The sequence below is a fragment of the Streptococcus rubneri genome (assembly GCF_004785935.1).
Classification (GTDB): Bacteria; Bacillota; Bacilli; order Lactobacillales; family Streptococcaceae; genus Streptococcus; species Streptococcus rubneri.
The window spans coordinates 238,080-261,764 of sequence record NZ_SRRP01000002.1 but is presented as its reverse complement, the minus strand read 5'-3'; the positions used below and the strand labels follow the sequence as shown (position 1 = coordinate 261,764).

At 41.5% G+C, this 23,685-nt stretch carries 16 protein-coding genes, 2 tRNA genes and 3 rRNA genes; 2 read left to right on the top strand and 19 right to left on the bottom strand.

All coding sequences use genetic code 11. The features are described 5' to 3' along the window. Positions 1 to 6: 6 nt before the first annotated feature. The 6 genes from fabD to fabM all read right to left on the bottom strand — a co-directional run bounded on the left by fabD (position 7) and on the right by fabM (position 4,608). On the bottom strand, positions 7 to 927 hold the full coding sequence (gene fabD / locus E5S68_RS09455) for an ACP S-malonyltransferase (RefSeq protein ID WP_135783331.1): 921 nt from the start codon (positions 925 to 927) through the stop codon (positions 7 to 9). A 24-nt stretch (positions 928 to 951) separates the two neighbouring features. Then, positions 952 to 1,917 (bottom strand): enoyl-[acyl-carrier-protein] reductase FabK, encoded by a 966-nt coding sequence (gene fabK / locus E5S68_RS09450; RefSeq protein WP_135783330.1) that lies wholly within the window; start codon positions 1,915 to 1,917, stop codon positions 952 to 954. A 110-nt stretch (positions 1,918 to 2,027) separates the two neighbouring features. Then, on the bottom strand, positions 2,028 to 2,252 hold the full coding sequence (locus tag E5S68_RS09445) for an acyl carrier protein (RefSeq protein WP_135783329.1): 225 nt from the start codon (positions 2,250 to 2,252) through the stop codon (positions 2,028 to 2,030). 55 nt (positions 2,253 to 2,307) lie between these two features. Next, the gene (locus tag E5S68_RS09440) at positions 2,308 to 3,282 is read right to left on the bottom strand and encodes a beta-ketoacyl-ACP synthase III (protein WP_135783328.1); all 975 of its coding nucleotides are present in this window, start codon (positions 3,280 to 3,282) and stop codon (positions 2,308 to 2,310) included. Further along, positions 3,282 to 3,716 carry a fatty acid biosynthesis transcriptional regulator FabT gene (gene fabT, locus E5S68_RS09435; RefSeq protein ID WP_135783327.1) on the bottom strand — a complete coding sequence of 145 codons (435 nt, stop codon included), beginning with the start codon at positions 3,714 to 3,716 and terminating at the stop codon, positions 3,282 to 3,284. Before fabT ends, E5S68_RS09440 begins: the two co-directional genes overlap by 1 nt. Before the next feature lie 100 nt (positions 3,717 to 3,816). Next, on the bottom strand, positions 3,817 to 4,608 hold the full coding sequence (gene fabM, locus E5S68_RS09430; RefSeq protein ID WP_135783326.1) for a trans-2-decenoyl-ACP isomerase: 792 nt from the start codon (positions 4,606 to 4,608) through the stop codon (positions 3,817 to 3,819). A 212-nt stretch (positions 4,609 to 4,820) separates the two neighbouring features. On the opposite strand from fabM, the gene E5S68_RS09425 reads away from it, so the two are divergent. After that, positions 4,821 to 6,173, top strand: coding sequence for an aspartate kinase (locus E5S68_RS09425; RefSeq protein WP_135783325.1), 1,353 nt, complete (start codon positions 4,821 to 4,823; stop codon positions 6,171 to 6,173). A gap of 76 nt (positions 6,174 to 6,249) precedes the next feature. Here the strand turns inward: E5S68_RS09425 and E5S68_RS09420 are convergent. From E5S68_RS09420 to E5S68_RS09370, 11 genes are all read right to left on the bottom strand, one after another. Next, a tRNA-Asn gene (locus E5S68_RS09420) sits at positions 6,250 to 6,323 on the bottom strand. A gap of 5 nt (positions 6,324 to 6,328) precedes the next feature. Then, positions 6,329 to 6,444 (bottom strand): 5S ribosomal RNA (gene rrf / locus E5S68_RS09415). Between the two features lie 80 nt (positions 6,445 to 6,524). Then, a 23S ribosomal RNA gene (locus tag E5S68_RS09410) occupies positions 6,525 to 9,426 on the bottom strand. 128 nt (positions 9,427 to 9,554) lie between these two features. After that, positions 9,555 to 9,627 (bottom strand) — tRNA-Ala (locus E5S68_RS09405). Between the two features lie 53 nt (positions 9,628 to 9,680). Further along, positions 9,681 to 11,229: ribosomal RNA gene (locus E5S68_RS09400) — 16S ribosomal RNA — on the bottom strand. Together the 16S, 23S and 5S rRNA genes with 2 tRNA genes alongside form the textbook arrangement of a ribosomal RNA operon. Before the next feature lie 263 nt (positions 11,230 to 11,492). After that, positions 11,493 to 12,416 (bottom strand): ATP-binding cassette domain-containing protein, encoded by a 924-nt coding sequence (locus tag E5S68_RS09395; RefSeq protein WP_135783324.1) that lies wholly within the window; start codon positions 12,414 to 12,416, stop codon positions 11,493 to 11,495. Between the two features lie 9 nt (positions 12,417 to 12,425). Then, positions 12,426 to 13,493, bottom strand: a complete 1,068-nt coding sequence (locus tag E5S68_RS09390) for an ABC transporter ATP-binding protein (RefSeq protein WP_135783323.1) — start codon at positions 13,491 to 13,493, stop codon at positions 12,426 to 12,428. A gap of 11 nt (positions 13,494 to 13,504) precedes the next feature. Beyond that, on the bottom strand, positions 13,505 to 14,431 hold the full coding sequence (gene oppC / locus E5S68_RS09385) for an oligopeptide ABC transporter permease OppC (protein WP_048692005.1): 927 nt from the start codon (positions 14,429 to 14,431) through the stop codon (positions 13,505 to 13,507). Next, entirely contained in the window at positions 14,431 to 15,930 is a 1,500-nt protein-coding gene (locus E5S68_RS09380) for an ABC transporter permease (protein ID WP_135783322.1), read from the bottom strand. Before E5S68_RS09380 ends, oppC begins: the two co-directional genes overlap by 1 nt. 64 nt (positions 15,931 to 15,994) lie before the next feature. Next, a complete protein-coding gene (locus tag E5S68_RS09375; RefSeq protein WP_135783321.1) occupies positions 15,995 to 17,980 on the bottom strand; it encodes a peptide ABC transporter substrate-binding protein in 1,986 nt (661 codons plus the stop codon). 220 nt (positions 17,981 to 18,200) lie between these two features. Then, positions 18,201 to 20,168, bottom strand: a complete 1,968-nt coding sequence (locus E5S68_RS09370) for a peptide ABC transporter substrate-binding protein (protein ID WP_135783320.1) — start codon at positions 20,166 to 20,168, stop codon at positions 18,201 to 18,203. Between the two features lie 189 nt (positions 20,169 to 20,357). Here E5S68_RS09370 and pbp3 point away from each other — a divergent pair, with 189 nt between their 5' ends. Continuing rightward, entirely contained in the window at positions 20,358 to 21,605 is a 1,248-nt protein-coding gene (gene pbp3, locus E5S68_RS09365) for a D-alanyl-D-alanine carboxypeptidase PBP3 (RefSeq protein ID WP_135783319.1), read from the top strand. A 63-nt stretch (positions 21,606 to 21,668) separates the two neighbouring features. Here the strand turns inward: pbp3 and E5S68_RS09360 are convergent, their stop codons facing one another. Beyond that, entirely contained in the window at positions 21,669 to 22,241 is a 573-nt protein-coding gene (locus E5S68_RS09360) for a hypothetical protein (protein ID WP_135783318.1), read from the bottom strand. A gap of 20 nt (positions 22,242 to 22,261) precedes the next feature. After that, a complete protein-coding gene (sufB, locus tag E5S68_RS09355; RefSeq protein WP_135783317.1) occupies positions 22,262 to 23,674 on the bottom strand; it encodes a Fe-S cluster assembly protein SufB in 1,413 nt (470 codons plus the stop codon). Positions 23,675 to 23,685: the final 11 nt, after the last annotated feature.

The following is a 23,685-nucleotide window of genomic DNA, read 5'->3' as shown; positions in this document are numbered from 1 at the left end:
CTCATCTTATTCGTTCAGTAGGGCATCAAGACTGGCTTGATCCTCCACATTTTTCGTTGGAAGAGTTTTATCAATCTTTTTCAAGAAACCAGTCAAGACCTTACCTGGACCAATTTCAATCACTTCATCTACTCCAAACTCTTGAATCGTCGCAATCGAATCATAGAAACGAACGGGCTCCATCACTTGGCGAGCTAATAAAGCTTTGATTTCGTCTGATTTCATGATCTTTGCTTCTGTATTCCCAACCAAAGGCAAGCTAAAGTCCTTAAAAGTAACTTTTTCAAGTTCAGTCGCTAGTTTTTCACTAGCAGAAGCCAGTAAAGCTGTATGGAAGGGACCAGAGACATTAAGTGGAATGAGACGCTTGGCACCCGCTTCTTGTAATAATTCAACCGCATAATCTACAGCTTCAACCTCTCCACCAATCACAATTTGGGAAGGGGTGTTGTAGTTGGCTGGGGTAACAACTCCCTTCACAGAAGCCTTCTGACAAATTTCTTCAATCAAGGCAGGATCTGTGTTCATGACTGCTACCATCTTCCCGCTTCCAGCAGGTGCAGCAGTTTCCATAAATTCCCCTCGCTTAGCTACCAAGGCGACCGCTTCTTCAAAGGAAAGAGCACCTGCGGCAACTAGAGCAGAATATTCTCCTAGAGAAAGACCGGCAACAATATCCGGTGTCATGCCCTTTTCTGCCAATAGACGATAAATAGCTACTGAAGTTGTCAAAATAGCCGGCTGGGTAAAGCGTGTTTGATTAAGCTTTTCTTCATCCGAATCAATCAATTCACGCAAATCATAACCCAAAATCTGACTTGCAGTATCAAATGTCTCCTTAACAATCGGATAAGTTGCATACAAGTCACTAGCCATCCCCAATTTTTGGGCACCTTGACCAGCAAATAAGAAAGCACGTTTTGTCACTGTTCTTTTCCTTTCCTTTACTTGTTAGAATTTGACATCTGCCCAGCGAGCTGCTTCTTTCTGAATGACTTTAGCAGCTCCAAAATAGATATCTTCCAAGATTTCAGCACAGGTTTCTTCTTTACTTACGAGACCTGCAATTTGTCCTGACATCACAGATCCGTTATCAACGTCTCCGTCGACAACAGCATTGCGAAGAGCACCTGCTCCTAATTCTTCAATTTCTTCTTGGGTCTTCTTACCAGCCAAAAAATCTTTTTCTGCTTGGTTGTAGGCAGAAGCTAATTTATTCTTAATCGCACGAACTGGATGTCCAACAACTGAAGCAGAAACCACTGTATCAATGTCCTTAGCTTTCAAGATTTTATTCTTAAAGTTTTGGTGAGCATTTGATTCTTTAGCAACGACAAATCGTGTTCCCACTTGAACAGCATCTGCTCCAAGCATGAAGACTGCAGCAGCTCCAGCACCATCTGCCACACCACCAGCACCAATAACGGGAACAGAAACAGCTTCGACCACTTGACGAACCAGGGTCATGGTCGTCAATTTACCAATATGCCCTCCTGCTTCCATCCCTTCAGCAATCACAGCATCCGCACCTAGTTTTTCCATCCGTTTGGCCAAGGCTACTGAAGGTACAACCGGGATAACGGTAATGCCAGCTTCGTGGAAACGATCCATGTATTTTCCAGGATTCCCTGCACCAGTGGTGACAACCTTTACCCCTTCTTCGATAACCAAGTCAACAATATCATCTGCAAAAGGAGAGAGGAGCATGATATTGACTCCAAAAGGTTTGTCTGTAATAGATTTAACTCGATCAATATTTGCTTTGACAACTTCTTTTGGAGCATTCCCTCCACCAATAATCCCAAGTCCACCTGCATTGGATACAGCCCCAGCTAAATCTCCATCAGCAACCCAAGCCATACCACCTTGGAAAATTGGATATTTAATGTTTAATAATTCAGTAATTCGTGTTTGCATAGTACCTTCCTCGTTTTCGCTTAAGTAATAGTTTGAAAGCGTTTCTTTGCTTTGAGCTTCAAACTATTACCTAAACAAGAGAGAATATCTTTCGATACTCTCATCCATTATTATTTAGTTTTTTCTTCTACGTAAGCAACAAGATCCCCTACAGTAGACAATCCTTCTTCAGTTTCAATTTGAATGTCGAAAGCATCTTCAATTTCTGAAATCACTTGGAACAAATCCAATGAATCAGCTTCAAGATCTTCAAAAGTAGACTCAAGTGTTACTTCTGATGCTTCTTTACCAAGTTCTTCAACGATAATTTCTTGTACTTTTTCAAATACTGCCATGATTGGCCTCCTTAAAATAAATTAAAATTTTTAAAATGTGTCTCCACATAGTTAACTAGATTGTAACAAGAAGTGTGCCCCATGTCAAACCTCCACCAAATCCTGACAGAAGAATTGTTTGACTTCCATCCAATTTGATTAGTCCTTGGTCGACACACTCCGATAATAAAATTGGAATACTAGCTGCACTAGTGTTTCCATATTCCATCATATTTGCTGGCAATTTTTCTCTGGGTACTCCAATTTTTTTCGCTATTTTATCTAAGATGCGATCATTGGCTTGATGCAAGAAAAAATAATCGATTTCATCAACTGCTACTGGAGCAGTAGCTAACAAGCTTTGAATACTCTTAGCCACATCTCGAATGGCAAAATCAAAAACAGCCCTACCATCCATAGATAAGTATTTATGATCCACTTCCTTGTTTGAATATGGAGAAGATAAGCCAACAAAGGATGACTGCAGGACCTCTCCACGAGAACCATCAGTATACAAACTCTCTGCTAAGAAGGTTTGCTGTTCTGAAGACTCTAGTAAGACGCCACCTGCACCATCTCCAAATAATACCGCTGTCGTCCGATCTTCCCAGTCAATCACTTTAGATAGGGTCTCACTTCCGATGACTAAGCCTCGTTTGTACTGTCCAGAACGAATAAACTTTTCAGCAGTTGCTAGGGCAAATACAAATCCACTACAAGCTGCTGTCACATCAAAAGCAAAAGCTTTATCCGCACCAACTTTAGCTTGTACACGAGCCGCAGTAGAGGGCATCATTGAATCTGGGGAAATTGTTGCAACAAAGATAAAATCCAGTTGCTCAGCTGCGAGACCACTTTTTTTCAATAAGCGCTTGGCAACTTCTGCAGCTAAATCACTCGTTGTTTCCGTTTGAGAAATATGTCGCTTGCGAATCCCCGTCCGACTGGCAATCCACTCATCACTAGTATCCATCCGTTCTGAAAGATCCTGATTGGAAATCACCTGAGTTGGAGAATAATGAGCAACTTGAGTAATTTTTGCAAATGCCATTATTTTAACTCCTCCAAGAAACGATAAAGATTTTGCAATCCTTTTTGCATCACTTTACGCTCATCTGGAGACATTCCATCGATAATTTGATTGACCATCCTCTTATGAAATTGTTGATGGAGACGATACAAGAGTTTTCCCTTTTGAGTCAAACTCAAATGTACCACACGCCGATCAATTTCAGATCTCGTCCGTTCAATATAACCTTTTCTCTCTAGATTATTTAAACTGGTTGTGACCGTACCTAACGTTACCATCAAGGAACGTGAAATATCACTTGGAGTTGCGTTTGGTGTCGAACCAATTACATCAATCGTATGCATCTCTTTGATGGAAACATCATTAAATCGACTGCTACGCAAGCTTGTTTCTTCGATGACTAAAACGTTATTAAAAATGGATGTAAGGTAATCATTGACTAGTTGAAAATTCAAAAACCACACCCCCTATTTTATTACTTTGATAATCGAATTTTATCAAAATTCAAATCAAATAGCAAGCTTTTAGCGAGAAAAACATAAACTTTTTACGTTTTTATTTTCCTTGGAACTTAGGACGACGCCTTTCTGAATAGGCAATAACGCCTTCTTTAAAGTCATCCATCAGTGACAATTTTTTCTGAAGTTTCAGCTCTAATTCGGTATAGTTATCCCAAGCGGTAAGCATACTGTCCCATGCTAATTCCTTAATTGCGGCAAATGAATTATCTGAACTTCGTCTCAATTTGATTAGCAATTGATTTACCGTCTTTTCTAACTTATCAACTTCAGAAACTTTGTAAACAACCCCATAATCCAGTGCTTTCTCTGCACTGAGAGGTTCACCCGTCATAGCTAATTGAGTTGCTCTATTGAGACCAATTGCCCTTCCTAGTAAGAAGAGGCCCCCTGCATCTGGAGCTAGGCCGACACCGACAAAGGCTTGGATAAATTTAGCCTTATCAGATGCAATACAAAAATCTGCAGCAACTGCCATATTAGCAGTAGCCCCAGCAACAGCACCATCTGCCACCATGATGACAGGTTTTGGAATCTGCTTCATCATTTTTGAAATCTGATTCACAAGTACAGCGATTTGTGTTAAGGAATCAATATCATCCTCATCAACTGCCCGTTTCATCTCTGCCAAGTCACCACCAACAGAAAAGATTTTCCCAACTGCTTTAAACAAAATAAAGCGAACTTGAGAATTTTGTTCAGCTAGTCCTAAAGCCTCTATAATTTCTTGACACATAGGAATGTTAAAACCATTGGAAACCTCGGGTCTATTTAAAATAATAGATGCGAGATCCTCTTCAACAGCATAAATAATATGATCAAATACCATTAGATATCCCTCCTATAATTGCAACTTCAAATTATTTGAACGTGGAAGTTTTATGTTTCTATTATTTTAGCATAAACCATTTGATTCGACAATCAAAATTATGATCACAAGTGTCACATCGGAAAAAGATCCTTTAGAACAAGGTCATTTTAGATTGTATCCCCTCCCTTTCTTTGGTATAATTTAAACAAAGTTATTAAAAAGGAGTCTACATGAAAGTAGTAAAATTTGGTGGTAGTTCATTAGCTTCCGCTACACAACTAGAAAAAGTATTCAAGATTGTTCAAGAAGATGAAGAACGAAAATATGTTATTGTATCTGCTCCTGGAAAACGGGATGCAGTCGATACTAAAGTAACTGATGCTCTCATCAAGTACTACAAGCAATACATCAATGGAAAAGATACGACTAAAAGCCAAGAATGGATCATCAACCGATACCGCTCCATCACCGAAGAACTAGGATTGAAAGAAACAATAATAGAAGATATTGCAAAAGATATCCTTTCCTTAGCTACCTTGCCAAAAGATGATGATACTTTCTTGTACGATACCTTCTTAGCAGCAGGCGAAAACAACAACGCTAAATTAGTTGCTGCTTACTTTGTCCAAAAAGGATTAGATGCTAAATACATTCATCCTAAAAAGGCTGGCATTTTTGTAACTAGTGAACCTTGTAATGCAAGAATCCTACCTTCTAGTTACGATAAAATTGAAGAATTAAAGGAATACAATGAAATCCTCGTCATCCCTGGCTTCTTTGGAATTACAAAAGAAGGACAAGTTTGTACTTTCTCACGCGGAGGATCAGATATTACTGGCTCAATCATTGCAGCTGGTGTGAAAGCTGATCTCTATGAGAACTTCACAGATGTTAATGGAATTTTTGCAGCCCATCCCGGAATCATTAAGAACCCTCTTTCTATTCCAGAATTGACCTACAAAGAAATGCGGGAATTAGCTTACGCCGGCTTTAGCGTCCTTCATGACGAAGCTCTTGTTCCAGCCTACCGTGGAAAAATTCCAATGGTGATTAAAAACACCAATAACCCTAAACACCCAGGAACAAAAATTGTTCTTAACCATACCGATGACAATGTTAAAGTTGTTGGTATTGCTGGAGACTCAGGCTTTGTCAGCATCAATACCAGTAAATATTTGATGAACCGTGAAGTAGGATTTGGACGAAAACTTCTTCAAGTATTAGAAGATTTAAATATTAGTTGGGACCATATGCCTACCGGTATTGATGATTTGTCCATTATCTTACGTTCTAAAGAATTAACTCCAATTAAAGAACAAGAAATTCTTAAACAACTAATTCAAGAATTACAAGTTGACCACGCTGAAATTGAACATAATCTTTCTATTATCATGATTGTAGGAGAAAACATGAAGAGTCAGATTGGGGTTACTGCAACAGCTACTAAAGCATTATCTGAAAATAATATTAATATCCAGATGATTTCTCAGGGCTCTAGTGAGGTGTCCATCATGTTTGTTGTTAATCAAGAACAAGAAAAACAAGCTATTAAAGCATTATATGACGCTTTCTTTAAAAACTAAAAAAGGTTCCATGCGAACCTTTTTTCATTATTAAAATTTTAAAAAGAGAAAAATAAAAAACCCTTTCGGGTACTTACTCCGCCAGTAGGACTCGAACCTACGACATCATGATTAACAGTCATGCGCTACTACCAACTGAGCTATGGCGGAAAAAAGCTAAGCGACTACCATATCTCACAGGGGGCAACCCCCAACTACTTCCGGCGTTCTAGGGCTTAACTGCTGTGTTCGGCATGGGTACAGGTGTATCTCCTAGGCTATCGTCACTTAACTCTGAATGATGAACATTCAAAATTGAATACCTATATTCTAACAAAAATCTAACCTGCTGTAAATATCCTCAGTTACTTTTTGGATAAGTCCTCGAGCTATTAGTATTAGTCCGCTCCATTGCTCACACAACTTCCACTCCTAACCTATCTACCTGATCTTCTCTCAGGGCTCTTACTAACATATTGTTATGGGAAATCTCATCTTGAGGTGGGTTTCACACTTAGATGCTTTCAGCGTTTATCCCTTCCCTACATAGCTACCCAGCGATGCCTCTGGCGAGACAACTGGTACACCAGCGGTAAGTCCACTCTGGTCCTCTCGTACTAGGAGCAGATCCTCTCAAATTTCCTACGCCCGCGACGGATAGGGACCGAACTGTCTCACGACGTTCTGAACCCAGCTCGCGTGCCGCTTTAATGGGCGAACAGCCCAACCCTTGGGACCGACTACAGCCCCAGGATGCGACGAGCCGACATCGAGGTGCCAAACCTCCCCGTCGATGTGAACTCTTGGGGGAGATAAGCCTGTTATCCCCAGGGTAGCTTTTATCCGTTGAGCGATGGCCCTTCCATACGGAACCACCGGATCACTAAGCCCGACTTTCGTCCCTGCTCGAGTTGTAGCTCTCGCAGTCAAGCTCCCTTATACCTTTACACTCTGCGAATGATTTCCAACCATTCTGAGGGAACCTTTGGGCGCCTCCGTTACCTTTTAGGAGGCGACCGCCCCAGTCAAACTGCCCGTCAGACACTGTCTCCGATAGGGATCACCTATCCGGGTTAGAGTGGCCATAACACAAGGGTAGTATCCCAACAACGCCTCCATCGAAACTGGCGTCCCGATCTCTATGGCTCCTACCTATCCTGTACATGTGGCACAGACACTCAATATCAAACTGCAGTAAAGCTCCATGGGGTCTTTCCGTCCTGTCGCGGGTAACCTGCATCTTCACAGGTACTAAAATTTCACCGAGTCTCTCGTTGAGACAGTGCCCAAATCATTACGCCTTTCGTGCGGGTCGGAACTTACCCGACAAGGAATTTCGCTACCTTAGGACCGTTATAGTTACGGCCGCCGTTTACTGGGGCTTCAATTCATACCTTCGCATTACGCCTAAGCACTCCTCTTAACCTTCCAGCACCGGGCAGGCGTCACCCCCTATACATCATCTTACGATTTAGCAGAGAGCTGTGTTTTTGATAAACAGTTGCTTGGGCCTATTCACTGCGGCTGACATCAGTCAGCACCCCTTCTCCCGAAGTTACGGGGTCATTTTGCCGAGTTCCTTAACGAGAGTTCTCTCGCTCACCTGAGGCTACTCGCCTCGACTACCTGTGTCGGTTTGCGGTACGGGTAGAGTATGTTTAACGCTAGAAGCTTTTCTTGGCAGTGTGACATCACTAACTTCGCTACTAAACTTCGCTCCCCATCACAGCTCAATGTTATAGAACTAAGCATTTAACTCAATTCACACCTCACTGCTTAGACGTGCACTTCCAATCGCACGCTTTAGTTAGCCTACTGCGTCCCTCCATCACTACATACTCTAGTACAGGAATATCAACCTGTTGTCCATCGGATACACCTTTCGGTCTCTCCTTAGGTCCCGACTAACCCAGGGCGGACGAGCCTTCCCCTGGAAACCTTAGTCTTACGGTGGACAGGATTCTCACCTGTCTTTCGCTACTCATACCGGCATTCTCACTTCTATGCGTTCCAGCACTCCTCACGGTATACCTTCTTCACACATAGAACGCTCTCCTACCATACCTATAAAAGGTATCCACAGCTTCGGTAAATTGTTTTAGCCCCGGTACATTTTCGGCGCAGGGTCACTCGACTAGTGAGCTATTACGCACTCTTTGAATGAATAGCTGCTTCTAAGCTAACATCCTAGTTGTCTGTGCAACCCCACATCCTTTTCCACTTAACAATTATTTTGGGACCTTAGCTGGTGGTCTGGGCTGTTTCCCTTTCGACTACGGATCTTAGCACTCGCAGTCTGACTGCCGACCATAATTCATTGGCATTCGGAGTTTATCTGAGATTGGTAATCCGGGATGGACCCCTCACCCAAACAGTGCTCTACCTCCAAGAATCTTAATGTCGACGCTAGCCCTAAAGCTATTTCGGAGAGAACCAGCTATCTCCAAGTTCGTTTGGAATTTCTCCGCTACCCACAAGTCATCCAAGCACTTTTCAACGTGCCCTGGTTCGGTCCTCCAGTGCGTTTTACCGCACCTTCAACCTGCTCATGGGTAGGTCACATGGTTTCGGGTCTACGACATAATACTAAAACGCCCTATTCAGACTCGGTTTCCCTACGGCTCCGTCTCTTCAACTTAACCTCGCATCATATCGTAACTCGCCGGTTCATTCTACAAAAGGCACGCTCTCACCCATTAACGGGCTCGAACTTGTTGTAGGCACACGGTTTCAGGTTCTATTTCACTCCCCTCCCGGGGTGCTTTTCACCTTTCCCTCACGGTACTGGTTCACTATCGGTCACTAGGGAGTATTTAGGGTTGGGAGATGGTCCTCCCAGATTCCGACGAGATTCCACGTGTCTCGCCGTACTCAGGATACTGCTAGGTATAAAGACTATTTTAAATACGAGGCTGTTACTCTCTTTGGCCTACCTTCCCAGGTAGTTCTTCTATAATCTTTAAGTCCACATCGCAGTCCTACAACCCCGAAGAGTAAACTCTTCGGTTTGCCCTCCTGCCGTTTCGCTCGCCGCTACTAAGGCAATCGCTTTTGCTTTCTCTTCCTGCAGCTACTTAGATGTTTCAGTTCACTGCGTCTTCCTCCTCATATCCTTAACAGATATGGGTAACAGGCATTACCTGCTGGGTTCCCCCATTCGGACACCCCCGGATCTAAGCTTACTTACAGCTCCCCGAGGCATTTCGTCGTTTGTCACGTCCTTCTTCGGCTCCTAGTGCCAAGGCATCCACCGTGCGCCCTTATTAACTTAACCTTATTAACCTAATTTTTTCTAAATTAGAAAACTCATTAAATATTCACAGCGTTTTCGGTTTATTTTCTTGTTACTATTTGATATAGATATTCAATTTTCAATGTTCATCCTTGGTGATCTCTCACCAATGGAGCCTAGCGGGATCGAACCGCTGACCTCCTGCGTGCAAAGCAGGCGCTCTCCCAGCTGAGCTAAGGCCCCACAAGACCTCTCAAAACTAAACATGACGAACGTGCAGGTTTCCTTATCCTTAGAAAGGAGGTGATCCAGCCGCACCTTCCGATACGGCTACCTTGTTACGACTTCACCCCAATCATCTATCCCACCTTAGGCGGCTGGCTCCTAAAAGGTTACCTCACCGACTTCGGGTGTTACAAACTCTCGTGGTGTGACGGGCGGTGTGTACAAGGCCCGGGAACGTATTCACCGCGGCGTGCTGATCCGCGATTACTAGCGATTCCGACTTCATGTAGGCGAGTTGCAGCCTACAATCCGAACTGAGACTGGCTTTAAGAGATTAGCTTGCCGTCACCGACTTGCGACTCGTTGTACCAGCCATTGTAGCACGTGTGTAGCCCAGGTCATAAGGGGCATGATGATTTGACGTCATCCCCACCTTCCTCCGGTTTATTACCGGCAGTCTCGCTAGAGTGCCCAACTAAATGATGGCAACTAACAATAGGGGTTGCGCTCGTTGCGGGACTTAACCCAACATCTCACGACACGAGCTGACGACAACCATGCACCACCTGTCACCTCTGTCCCGAAGGAAAGCTCTATCTCTAGAGCGGTCAGAGGGATGTCAAGACCTGGTAAGGTTCTTCGCGTTGCTTCGAATTAAACCACATGCTCCACCGCTTGTGCGGGCCCCCGTCAATTCCTTTGAGTTTCAACCTTGCGGTCGTACTCCCCAGGCGGAGTGCTTAATGCGTTAGCTGCGGCACTGAGTCCCGGAAAGGACCCAACACCTAGCACTCATCGTTTACGGCGTGGACTACCAGGGTATCTAATCCTGTTTGCTCCCCACGCTTTCGAGCCTCAGCGTCAGTTACAGACCAGAGAGCCGCTTTCGCCACCGGTGTTCCTCCATATATCTACGCATTTCACCGCTACACATGGAATTCCACTCTCCCCTTCTGCACTCAAGTTAAACAGTTTCCAAAGCGTACTATGGTTAAGCCACAGCCTTTAACTTCAGACTTATCTAACCGCCTGCGCTCGCTTTACGCCCAATAAATCCGGATAACGCTCGGGACCTACGTATTACCGCGGCTGCTGGCACGTAGTTAGCCGTCCCTTTCTGGTAAGATACCGTCACAGTGTGAACTTTCCACTCTCACACTCGTTCTTCTCTTACAACAGAGCTTTACGATCCGAAAACCTTCTTCACTCACGCGGCGTTGCTCGGTCAGACTTCCGTCCATTGCCGAAGATTCCCTACTGCTGCCTCCCGTAGGAGTCTGGGCCGTGTCTCAGTCCCAGTGTGGCCGATCACCCTCTCAGGTCGGCTATGTATCGTCGCCTTGGTGAGCCGTTACCTCACCAACTAGCTAATACAACGCAGGTCCATCTGGTAGTGGTGCATTTGCACCTTTCAAGTAAATGTCATGCAACATCTACTGTTATGCGGTATTAGCTATCGTTTCCAATAGTTATCCCCCGCTACCAGGCAGGTTACCTACGCGTTACTCACCCGTTCGCAACTCATCCGGAAAGAGCAAGCTCCTTCCTTCAGCGTTCTACTTGCATGTATTAGGCACGCCGCCAGCGTTCATCCTGAGCCAGGATCAAACTCTCATTAAAATAATTGTTTGTCTAAACTCATTCTGTCACTGACAGATTTATTGTTTTTTTCATTGTTCAGTACTATAACCTTAGTTATAGTGCCCTGCACATTGGTTCGTCTTGTTCAGTTTTCAAAGGTCTTTGTCGCTCTCGCGCGACAACTATATTAGTATATCACGCATCACTCGTCTTGTCAATAACTTTTTTCTATTTTTTTAAAAAAAGTTTTTCTTTTTTTAAAAATAGAAAACGAGAAGCGTATTCTTCTCGTTTTCTTATAATTATACAAGTTCTTTATATTTTTTCTGTTCTGCTTTATTTGCCCAAACGTAATGTCCAGGCTTGATTTCAACCATTTCTGGTTTGTCGGTTGAATAATCATGCTGATCAGGATCATAAACTTTCAGAACTTTTTTGCGTTCTAGAATTGGATCTGGAATAGGAACTGCAGACAGGAGAGATTGTGTATAAGGATGGATTGGATTGTTGAACAATTCTTCCGTTTCAGCTACCTCTACAATAACTCCCTTATAGATAACGGCAATCCGATCTGAGATAAAGCGCACAACTGAAAGGTCATGGGCAATAAATAGATAGGTCAGACCTAATTCTTTCTGGAATTTCTTCAACAAGTTTAGGACTTGAGCACGCACTGAAACATCCAAAGCTGAAATTGGTTCATCGGCGATGACGAATTCAGGTTCCATGACTAAGGCACGAGCAATTCCAATCCGCTGGCGTTGTCCACCAGAGAATTCATGAGGATAACGAGTCAAATGCTCTGCTAAAAGCCCCACTTCATGCATAATCTCTTTTACTTTACGTACTCGGTCTTCTTCATTTTCGAATAGGTGATAATTGTACAAACCTTCTGAAATTATGTAGTCGACTGTTGCACGTTCATTCAAACTCGCTGCCGGGTCTTGGAAGATCATTTGAATCTTACGGATTAATTCATTTTCATCCTTGCGAGATTGCTTCCCATTGATCTTTTTACCATTATATAGAATATCACCTGCACTAGTGTCATTCAAACCAATGATTGCACGACCAATCGTCGTCTTCCCACTACCTGACTCACCAACAAGAGAGAATGTTTCACCTTTATTGATGAAAAAATTTGCATTCTTTACAGCTACAAATTTTTTACTTCCTTCACCGAAGGAAATTTCTAGATCTTTAACTTCTATTAATTTTTCTGTCATTTCCTTCTCCTAGTCCTTGATTGTAGTGAATCCCATCTTCGCACTAATCTTTTCATGAAGATTATCAATGATTTCAGGTTTGTTTACTTTTGGTGCATCTTCATGCAAGAGCCACGTTTTAGCCCAATGTGTATCCGAAACATTGAAGACTGGTGGGTGTTCCTCGAAATCAATTTGCATGGCATAGTCAGAGCGCAAAGCAAAGGCATCACCTTTTACTGATGAATACAATGATGGAGGAGTCCCTGGGATAGAATATAAATCACCTTTTGAGGTAGACAATTGTGGCAAACTTGAAAGGAGACTCCATGTATAAGGATGTCTTGGATCGTAGAAGATTTCTTCTACTTTACCAAATTCTACAATTTCACCAGCATACATTACGGCAACCTTATCTGCAATACTTGCTACCACACCTAAGTCGTGGGTAATAAAGATTGTTGTAAAGTTATATTCTTTTTGCAATGATTTCAATAAGTCGATGATTTGGGCTTGGATGGTTACGTCAAGGGCCGTTGTAGGCTCATCACAGATCAAGATATCAGGACGACAAGCAAGCGCAATAGCAATAACGATCCGTTGGCGCATCCCACCTGAATATTGGAAAGGATATTCATCAAAGCGACGTTCCGCTTCTGGGATTCCAACCTTTTCCATATAATCAATGGCCATTTCTCTGGCTTCTTTGGCACTCTTACCTTGGTGTTTAATAATAACTTCCGTAATTTGTGATCCGATTGTATTAATCGGGTCTAAACTGGTCATTGGATCTTGGAAGATTGTTGCAATTTTTGCACCGCGGATATCTTCCCAGTCTTTGTTTGACTTGAGTTCTGTTAATTCTTGCCCACGATAATTAATGCTACCATTGGCAATTCGTCCGTTGTCTTCTAACATTCCTGTGAAGGTTTTTGTCAAAACAGATTTACCTGAACCTGATTCACCAACAAGTGCCATGACCTCACCTTCAACAAGGTCCAAAGAGACATTGCGAATAGCTGTCAAGACACGATCCCGAACATCAAATTCTACTACGATATCGCGAGCAGATAAGATTACATTTTTATCATTTGTCATACCTACTCCTCCTATCTATGTGTACGTGGATCGCTGGCATCTGCAAGGTTTTGTCCAACGATATAGAATGACAAGGATACCAAGACTAAAACTGTCAATGGAATCCAGAAAAGATACGCATTGGTTGTTACGTTTTGTGAGTAGTCTGAAATCAGACGACCTAAACTTGGAACTGTAATTGGCAATCCCAATCCAAAGAAGGAAAGGAAGGCCTCAGTTGAAATAAAGGCTGGCAACAATTGAGTTGTTGTCGTCACAATAACAGATACCAACTGCGGCAAAATGTTTTTTGTCACGATTTTTAGAGTTGGAGTCCCCAAAGTACGGCTGGCCAAGTTGTACTCTAAATCACGGTAACGCATAATTTGGACACGGATAGAATAAGCAATCCCAATCCATCCTGTTACCGTCATCGCCAAAATCAAGTTCCAGAAACCAGCACCGATTGAGTAAGTCAAGACAATAACAATCAACATGAATGGAACGTTTGAAATAACGTTATAAACTTCCATCATGAAGCGGTCGATTGATTTTGACACACCCCAAATCCCACCAATCACTACACCAATTACAACGTTGATCAGGGTAGCAATAAAAGAGATGATAATCGAATTGCGGGCACCAAACCAAACTCCATCAAACAAGGATTTACCATTGTTATCTGTACCAAAGAAAGCTTTGGCACTTGGGGGATTCAAACGAGCAGTGAAATCATTTACTTTACTTACATCATTGTAATCAAAGTTTGAAAACATTGGATAAACAAAACTCATCAAGAGAATTCCCACCAAGACTGCTAACATGAAAATGGTTGATTTCTTTTTGAAAAATTGGCGAAATACCGATTTCCAGTAGGAGTACGACGGCGCATCAATTGTTTCAGAGGCAAAGTCGTCACGTTCAACAAATTGGAATTTCTTTTTATCGATTGTAGACATTATTTGCCTCCTTTCTTAGTTGTCAATTTGATACGAGGGTCTACCATAACCATGAGAATGTCACCAGCCATTGCTCCAAATACAGCAAGAACAGTAAAGATGAAGACAAGACCCACCACCATGGTATTATTCGATGCCTTGATGGAATCAATCAACATTTTACCCATACCAGGGAAGGCAAAGACAGTTTCTGTCAAGGTAGCTCCTGAGATAACCAAGACCAATTGAACAGGAATCCCTGTAACGATCGGAACCATGGCGTTTTTGAAAATATGCTTGCGTGAAATTTCTTTCTCAGAAAGCCCTTTGGCACGTGCAAAACGGACAAAGTCTTGAGAATGCAAGTCAATCATGTAACGGCGAATCCAAACTGCCAATCCTGGTGCACTCAAAAGGCCCAAAATCAAAGAAGGCAGTACATAAGAGCGCCAATCCTGAGCCCCTAACACTGGGAAGGAATCCGGTAAGCCGATAGAAGAGCCCGCCAAGCGAACGATGTAGACCAAAGCAATCGTTGGCAATGACATCATAAATGTTAAAGTTGCCGTAGATGCACTATCAAACCAAGTATTCTTCAACAAAGCCATATAAGATCCTAAAGGAATAGCAATCAAGTAGGCAATCGCAATCCCGATCAAACCGATAATGGCTGAGCTGACAATCATAGATGGATTTTCATAATTACTCAAAGTTGCTGTATAGGCATCGCCTTCACCAAAGCGGGCGATATCTTGAGCATCTGCCTTGCTTGGTGATTTGTATGTACGTGAGTAGATATTGATAGAAGACTCTTTTTTCCCTGTTGGGAAGTTTACTTCACTCTTCTTAGTCGTACCTTGTCCTTGGGTAATAACTTGAAGAACTGGTGTATTTGAATAAGTTGGATATGATTCACCCAGGTTTAACGATACAAAATTTTGATGAATGAACGGGAATTGACCATTGAAGTACAATAGATATTTATGCTTAGTCCCTGAACCAACTACTGACCAACCAATAGCAGGATCATTTTCAATTCGAATATAACGCTCAAGTTTTGGATTTGAAGCATCTTTGACCACATTTGGATGGTCAATTTGAATCAAATTACCATAAAATCCAATGACACGTTCAAAAACAGGAACTTCACGAGTTGCGTAGAAACCCTTGTTTTCAGGGAAACGTTTCAACACCCAGCCATTTCCAAGACTAGAAATGTACTTTTTGTAGATTTTTTCGTTTTCTTTGGTAGGATCTACTGTTACTGATGAGTCTTCCTTGCTTGCTTTTTCTTTCAAAGATTTTGAATCAAGATATTCTATATACCCCATGCGATCATAGACTGTATTTTCATAATTGATTTTAGAGTCTTTTGTTTTCGCAATCTTATTGTAGTTAGGGTCGTTTTTGAAAATTAAATTTCTTGGGGTCAGCGTATAAATAATCGTGTAGGTCAATGTCGTTACAAGGAAAATCGACACCAACGAACGTAAAATACGCATAAATATATATTTTTTCATATTCCGTTCCTTTAATGTTCAAAAGAACTTTCCCCCCTATTAGAGAAAGTTCTGATGAAGGTTATTATTTGACGTGTTTTTCAAGATCTTGCTGAGCTTTCTTATTTGATTCAGCTTTTTCTTTCAACCATTTTTCACGTGCTTCGTCATATTGTTTTTTAGTGACAGGTTCATCTTGGACTTCTAGATATTTGAAATACATTGATCCTTTATTACCTGTTTGTGAGGAAGGTCCAGAGAATGGAACCACTTTTGAAACTACTGTAGCTGCACCAGAGCTTGTCATAGTTGGAATTACCAATGCGCTATCTGTTAACCAAGCTTGCGCTGCTGCAAATTTTTCATAACGCGTCACTACGTCTAGGGTTTCTTTTTCTGCATCGTCAAGCAACTTAGCATATTCATCTAAACCAACTGCTTTAGCAGAAGCATTATCTACACCACCAGCAAATCCAAGGTAAGTCTTGGTTTGGTCTGGAGAAGATGGTTGCAAGGTATCAAGGTAAGTAGATGGGTCATCATAGTCTGGATTCCATCCCACAAGTCCTTGAAGGTCCCAGTCAGCATCCGCTGCAGATGGCACGTTAAGTGTGATATTCAAGACTGCATCTTGGTCCATCATCTGAAGATCTACCACAACATTTTCTTTTCCAAGCGTATCTTCAACTGATTGCTTGAAGGATTGCATCCGTGACACAAAGTTTGTTGAGTTTTGTGCAACCGGAACATCCAAGTGGATTGGGAATTGAACACCTTCTTTTTGGAGTTCCGCTTTTGCTTTTTCAAACTGAGCTTTTGCTTTTTCCTTGCTATAGAGTCCATTTTGACCGTCTGCAAGATTCACACCGCTCCATTGATCTCCATAAGTTTGTAGCTTGTCTGCTACTACATCACCAAAGTCTTTACCATTTACTTGAACAAATGCAGGAGCTGTGTAAATGTTACGAATAGCTGCCTTAGCATATTCTTTACCATTGACTTGTGCTGAGTAGTTCTCACGGTTCAAGGCAAAGGTGATAGCTTGACGGAAGTTTTTGTTTAAGATGGCTTTCTTAGTAGATGATTTTTGTTCATCTGATGTTTTAGAAGTATGGTTGTAAGCTTGACGGTCAATATTGAAACCAAAGACTGCTACACCAGAACCAGGTTGTGTGTTGTAGATATTATCTTTGTATTTTGCTTCAACAGACGCAAAATTCGAGCTAGCTGGGAAGAGACGCGCTGTGGTATATGATCCATCGCTAAAGGCACGCGCTAAAGAATCCTGGTCTGACCCATCGTAATAAGACAACTTAATCTTGCTAATGTGAACGTTGTCTTTATCCCAATAGTTTTCATTCTTCTCAAAGGTAATCTCTGATTTAGAAGTGATAGATTTAAGAAGGAATGGTCCGTTATAAAGGATCGATTTTACATCACCTGGTTGACCAAAATCATCCCCCTTACTCTTCAAGAATTCACCGTTAACTGGCATGAGAACACCATTGGTTGTTTTAGAATTCCAGAAAGTTTCAGGTTGATTCAAGGTATACTCAAGTGTGTAATCATCTACTGCTTTTACCCCAACTTGAGAAAAATCAGTGATTTTTCCATCCACATAGTCTTTCAAGCCCTTGACAGAATCTTGAACCAAAGGAAGAGTTTCTGACTTTTTGTCTGCTGCATGCTTCAATCCAGTAACGAAGTCATGAGCTGTTACTTCACCATGCTCCTCACCATCAGCATCATACCATTTAACTCCCTTACGGATCTTATAGGTATAAGTCAAGCCGTCTTTAGAAACAGACCAATCTTCTGCGATAGATGGAACAAGGTTCCCGTATTTGTCGTTTTCCAACAAACCATCTACACCGTTTGTAGTAATATCATGAACCGAAGCTTTTGAAGATACCGTATAATCCAAAGTTATTGGATCGTCATTATAAACATAGCCATACGTTTTATCTTCGCCTGATGCAGACTTGCTTTCTTTTGATCCAGAACATGCTGCAAGGAAAGTTGCTGCTAGTAATGATACACCCGCAAGTGCAAACACTTTACTTTTTTTCATTTGTAGGTCTCCATTTTAATTGAATTTAGTTAAAATTATAGCATAAGTGGTGAAAAAAGTAAACTAAATTTTCAGAATATTTGCTTAGATAGTATCAATTCAAACAGTCGGAAAAAGGTGGAGCTTAGGCTACTTCTAGCCCTAAAAACTCCACTTTCCTTCTCTTCTGTTAAAAATTATTTTCTTCCTATTCCTAGTTTCAGTTTAGATTATCAGATACTTATTTCTGCTTTTCAATGTGGTTTTTTAACTCTTCTTGAGCTTTTTGATTAGACTCAGCCTTTTCTTTCAACCACTTTTCTTTGCTTGCTTCATAGTCTTTGGCCTTGATAACATCTTTTGTTAGCTCCAAGTATTTGTAGTTGGTCCCTGAACCTTTGGTTCCAACCCATGAAGCTGCACGAGTATATGGAACTGTTCGTTGAAGCATCGGAGTTCCACCATTTGAAACAGTTGGTAAAATAAGAGAACTATCTGTCAACCAAGCTTGAGCTACTGCATATTTTTCGTAACGTTTTGCCTGATCCAATACCTCTGCATCTGCATCTTTCAAGAGATCACCATACTTACCAAAGTCAACGGCTGCAATTGAAGGACTAGCCGATCCAGCATCCACTCCAAGGTAATAGACAATCGATCCATTTACTGGACTAAGACTTTCTAAATAGGTAGATGGGTCTTGGTAGTCTGGAACCCAACCTCCTCCAGCTAAATCATAATCCTTATCCGCGGCTGTATCAGTGAAATAAGTGATATTATTAAAATCGTCATCGGATAATTTTTGGATATCCACCACAACATTATCAGCTCCCAAGACAGCTTCTACGGATTGCTTGAAGGAACTAGCTTGTTGCACTTGACTGTTGTCCGTCTGACTAACGACATAATCTAAATGAATTGGGAACTGAACTCCTTGTTTTTGAAGTTGTTCTTTCGCTTTTGCAAACTCCGCCTTGGCTTTTTCTGCATTATAAAGGGTTGTTTGGGCGTCGTCTAAATTGGTATCCTTCCACTCATCTCCATAAGAAACTAATTGTTTTTCAACAACTTTACCAAATTCTTCTCCATTCACTTGAACAAAAGTTGGAGGAACTAGGGTGTTACGAAGAATCTTACTCGCCGCATCCTCACCTGAAGTTTGAGCAGCATAGGCCAAACGATCAAATGCAAAGTTAATGGCTTGACGGAAGTCTTTATTCAAGATAGCTTGTTTAGTCGATGATTTTTGAGCATCTGTTGTTTTAGCAGTATGCTCATATTTCTGACGATCAATGTTGAAACCTAAGTAATAGGTAGTTCCGTATTGGATACCATAGACAATATTATCGCCAAATTGTTTTTTCACACTCTTATAAGTTGAGCTATTTGGCATAACTGAGGCAAAGGAATATTGTCCTTTTTCAAATTTCTTAATAATTGATTCTGGATCTGATCCATCACTATAGGTCAATTTTACATTATCGACATGGACATTCTTCTCATCGTAGTAGTCTTTATTTTTAACCAGTTCGATTTCAGATTTAGAAGTTAAATTCTTCAAATAATAAGGACCATTATACAAGATACTACTTGGTTTTAAAGAACCGAAATCTTTTCCTTGAGCTTTGAGAAAGTCAGCATTCACAGGGAAGAGAACACCTGATGTGGTCTTGGAATTCCAAAAGCTTTCTGGACGTTCCAAGGTATATTGAACCGTGTAATCATCTAGAGCTTTGACACCCACTGTATCGAAGTCTTTAGTTTCCCCCTTTGCATAAGCATCTAAGCCCTTGATTGAATTTTGAATCAAGAAAAGCCCTTCCGACTTCACTTCAACAGCGTGTTTAACCCCTGTTACGAAATCGTGAGCTGTAACAGCTCCATATTCTTCTCCTTCACTGGTATACCATTTTGCATCTTTGCGTAATTTATAGGTATAAACCAAGCCATCTTCAGAGACCGTCCAATCTTCTGCTAAACTTGGTACAAAATTTCCGTACTTGTCATTTTCTAATAAGCCATCTACTAAATTGCTTGTAATATCAGATGTAGTCGTTCGAGTAGAAGCAATGTAGTCCAAGGTATTTGGATCTGTTGAATAAATAAAAGAATAAGTTGATTGATTGCTGGTTCCGCCACCACAAGCTGCTAAAAGCAAAGCACTAGCCATAGAAACTCCCGCAAGAATAATACGTTTTTTCGCTTTCATCTCCATCTCCTTATGTTAGGTTTTCTACCATTATACACTATTTCTGTCATTTTTACCAACCATCTTTCGAATGCCCCCTCTCCCTGAAAATAACTTCCTTTAAAATAATAGATTTGAACACTATTGTTTTACAAACACTAGCATTCTTTATGATACAATAGAAAGGAATAAAACAAAAAGGAAGCCATCGTGAAAAAAATAATTAGTTTACTTCTTTGTTTAACCTTTTCACTCACAATTGTCTCTCCCGTATTCGCCGACACATTTGATGTCGGTGCTCAAGAGGCTATTGCCATTGATGCGACAACAGGGAAAATTCTCTACGAAAAAAACAGTGATGTAAAAAAAGAAGTCGGAGGAATCAGCAATCTTCTGACCATCTATCTTGTTTATGAGGCAATTCAAAAAGGAAAAATCTCTCTAAATGATAACGTCGCAATTTCTGATAAAGCCTACCAACTCACCCTCATTGAGGGAATTAGCAACGTCCCTATGGAAGCTCGGAACTACAAAGTAAAAGAATTACTGACTGCCTTAGTAGTTTCTAATGCGAATAGCGCTGCCATTGCCCTGGCAGAAAAAATTGCTGGCAGTGAAGAAAAATTTGTTCTCTTAATGAAAAAAAAGCTCAAAGAGTGGGGAATTACGGATGCAAAAATTGTCAACGCAAGCGGACTCAATGAGTCCTTTACCGAGGGTGAAGGTGAGGAAGAAAATAACAAAAAGAATCGAGAGAATAAACTAAGTGCCTATGATGTAGCCGTCATTGCAAAACACCTCCTAGAAGACTATCCTGATATCACCAAATTAACCTCTCTATCTCATGCCCAATTTGCAGGGATTCAGCTGGAAAGTAGCAACTATATGTTAGAAAACATGCCGAATTACAGAGCTGGGGTAGATGGTTTAAAAACTGGGAATTCTGAAAAGGGAGGAATGTCATTTGTCGCATCCACTAACCAAAATGGGATTCGAATGATCACCGTTGTCATTGGAGTTGAGGCTATTGACGGAGATCCTTATGCACGTTTTGTAGCAACTGCTAATCTCATGAACTACGTTGCCCAAAACTTCGTAGCCACTCTTGTTGTTAATAAAGGAGACAGTTACAACGATAGTAAAGCTCCCGTATTAGATGGCCAACATTCAACCACCAAGGCCGTCGCGAAGGATGATTTTATCGTGATTGAGCGACAAGGAAGCCAAGTGGAAGCTAAAGTCTCCTTTAAAAAGAGCCGATCTTCTTTCAAAGCCCCTGTTAAAGCAGGGACTTCCGTCGGAACTCTTACCTATACTGATCCAGAACCTATAGGAAAGGGATATATAGAAGGAAAATCTCCTAGCATGGAAATGGTAAGCGGGGAAAATATCTCAAAAAGTTTCTTTTTGAAAGTTTGGTGGAATCAATTTGTTCGTTATGTCAATGAAAAGTTATAGATTCAAATAAACAAAAAAGAGGTCACCCTCTTTTTTGTTTATTTGAATCAGCCAATAGAACATTTATTGAACTTCGAAATAAGGAAAAGCAGTGTCACTGTCTATTGGATGAGTCTGGATCTCTTCTTCAATCACCGCACGCCAACCTGCTACCAATTCTTCAAAGGATAGGCTGGCTTCTCTAGAAGCTGTCGTGAGTTTCCGACCAAACCAAGCCATGGTTGCTGTTTCTAATTGAAGCATAGCATACTCCATTACTGGCACATTTGCCTCTTCGTAGTTTTCATTTACTGCACGGGCTACAGCTGGTGCTTGCGGCAATAATTGAAGACGGATTTTTTCCACAAGTGCTAGATCCAATTCTTGCCAAGAAATCAATTTCCCATCGACTTGATAATATAAATCAAATGTTTCTTGACCTGGTTTAAAATTCACTAGCATAAAGGCACGATCCGCTTTGTCAGGACCGCCAACAGCCTTCACAGCATTGATCAAGAGATTTTGTTCCATTTGTCTCCAATTATCATCTGCTTCTTCGGCTAGATTGTTTGTAAATGGCGGAATAATTTCTTCTGCAGGAATTTCGCCCTTATTCGCTTTTTCAAGATTAGCAAATAATTTTTTAAAGAATCCCATTTGCTTCTCCTTTTATCCCCTTAACCGACAGATCCTTCCATTTCGTAGCTAATCAATCGATTCAGTTCAACTGCATATTCCATTGGAAGTTCTTTAGTAAAGGGCTCTACAAATCCCATGACGATCATTTCAGTTGCCTCAGATTCTGACAAGCCTCGGCTCATGAGGTAATACAACTGTTCCTCAGAAATTTTTGAGACCTTAGCTTCGTGCTCTAATGCGACTTGTGAATTGTGAATTTCATTAAATGGAATGGTGTCAGACGCAGATAAGTCATCCATGATAATGGTATCACACTCGATGTGACTGACTGATTTTGCTGAATCTTTATTGAAGGTCACTTGTCCACGGTAGTCAACCTTTCCTCCACCTTTAGCGATGGATTTTGAGACGATTGAAGAACTGGTATGTGGAGCATTGTGGATCATTTTAGCACCAGTGTCTTGGTGTTGTCCAGCATTGGCAAAGGCGATAGAAAGCATGGTCCCACGCGCCCCTTCTCCATCTAGATATACAGATGGGTATTTCATGGTCGTTTTGGCACCGAGGTTTCCATCGATCCATTCAACTGTCGCATCCTTTTGAGCCTTAGCACGTTTGGTTACCAAGTTATAGACATTGTCTGACCAGTTTTGGATGGTCGTGTAGCGCATATAAGCGCCATCCAAGGCAAAAATTTCGACAATGGCCGCATGCAAGCTGTTGCTTGAATAAGTCGGTGCTGTACATCCTTCTACATAGTGGACGCTAGCGCCTTCATCCACAATAATCAAAGTCCGTTCAAACTGACCTGTATTCTCATTGTTAATCCGGAAGTAGGTCTGCAAAGGAACATCAACCTTTACACCCTTCGGTACATAGATAAAGGTTCCACCTGACCAAACAGCTGAGTTGAGGGCTGCCAACTTATTATCTGTTGGAGGTACCAATTTAGCAAAGTATTGTTTAAACAAGTCTGGGTATTCCTTCAAAGCTGAATCTGTGTCCGTAAAAATGATTCCGAGCTTTTGGAATTCCTCCTTCATGTTATGGTAAACCACTTCAGACTCATACTGAGCAGCTGCTCCGGCCAAGTAAGCACGTTCAGCTTCTGGGATACCAATCCGTTCAAACGTTTCCTTAATTTTTTCAGGCACTTCATCCCAAGTACGGGCTGGTTTATCTGATGGTTTTTGGTAGTAGATCAAGTCATCAAAATCAATCTCTGACAAGTCCGCTCCCCAGGTTTGCATGGGCATTTTTTTAAATGTTTCGTAAGATTTCAATCGAAATTCTAACATCCACTCTGGTTCGCCCTTGGCAGCAGATAGTTCACGAATGACACCTTCGTTCAATCCTTTTCCTGTCGATAGGATGGGCTCCACATCATCATGGAAACCAAATTTGTATTCACCAAGGTCAATTGGTTTTGGTTCTACTCTTTCTTCAGCCATAATTCCCTTTC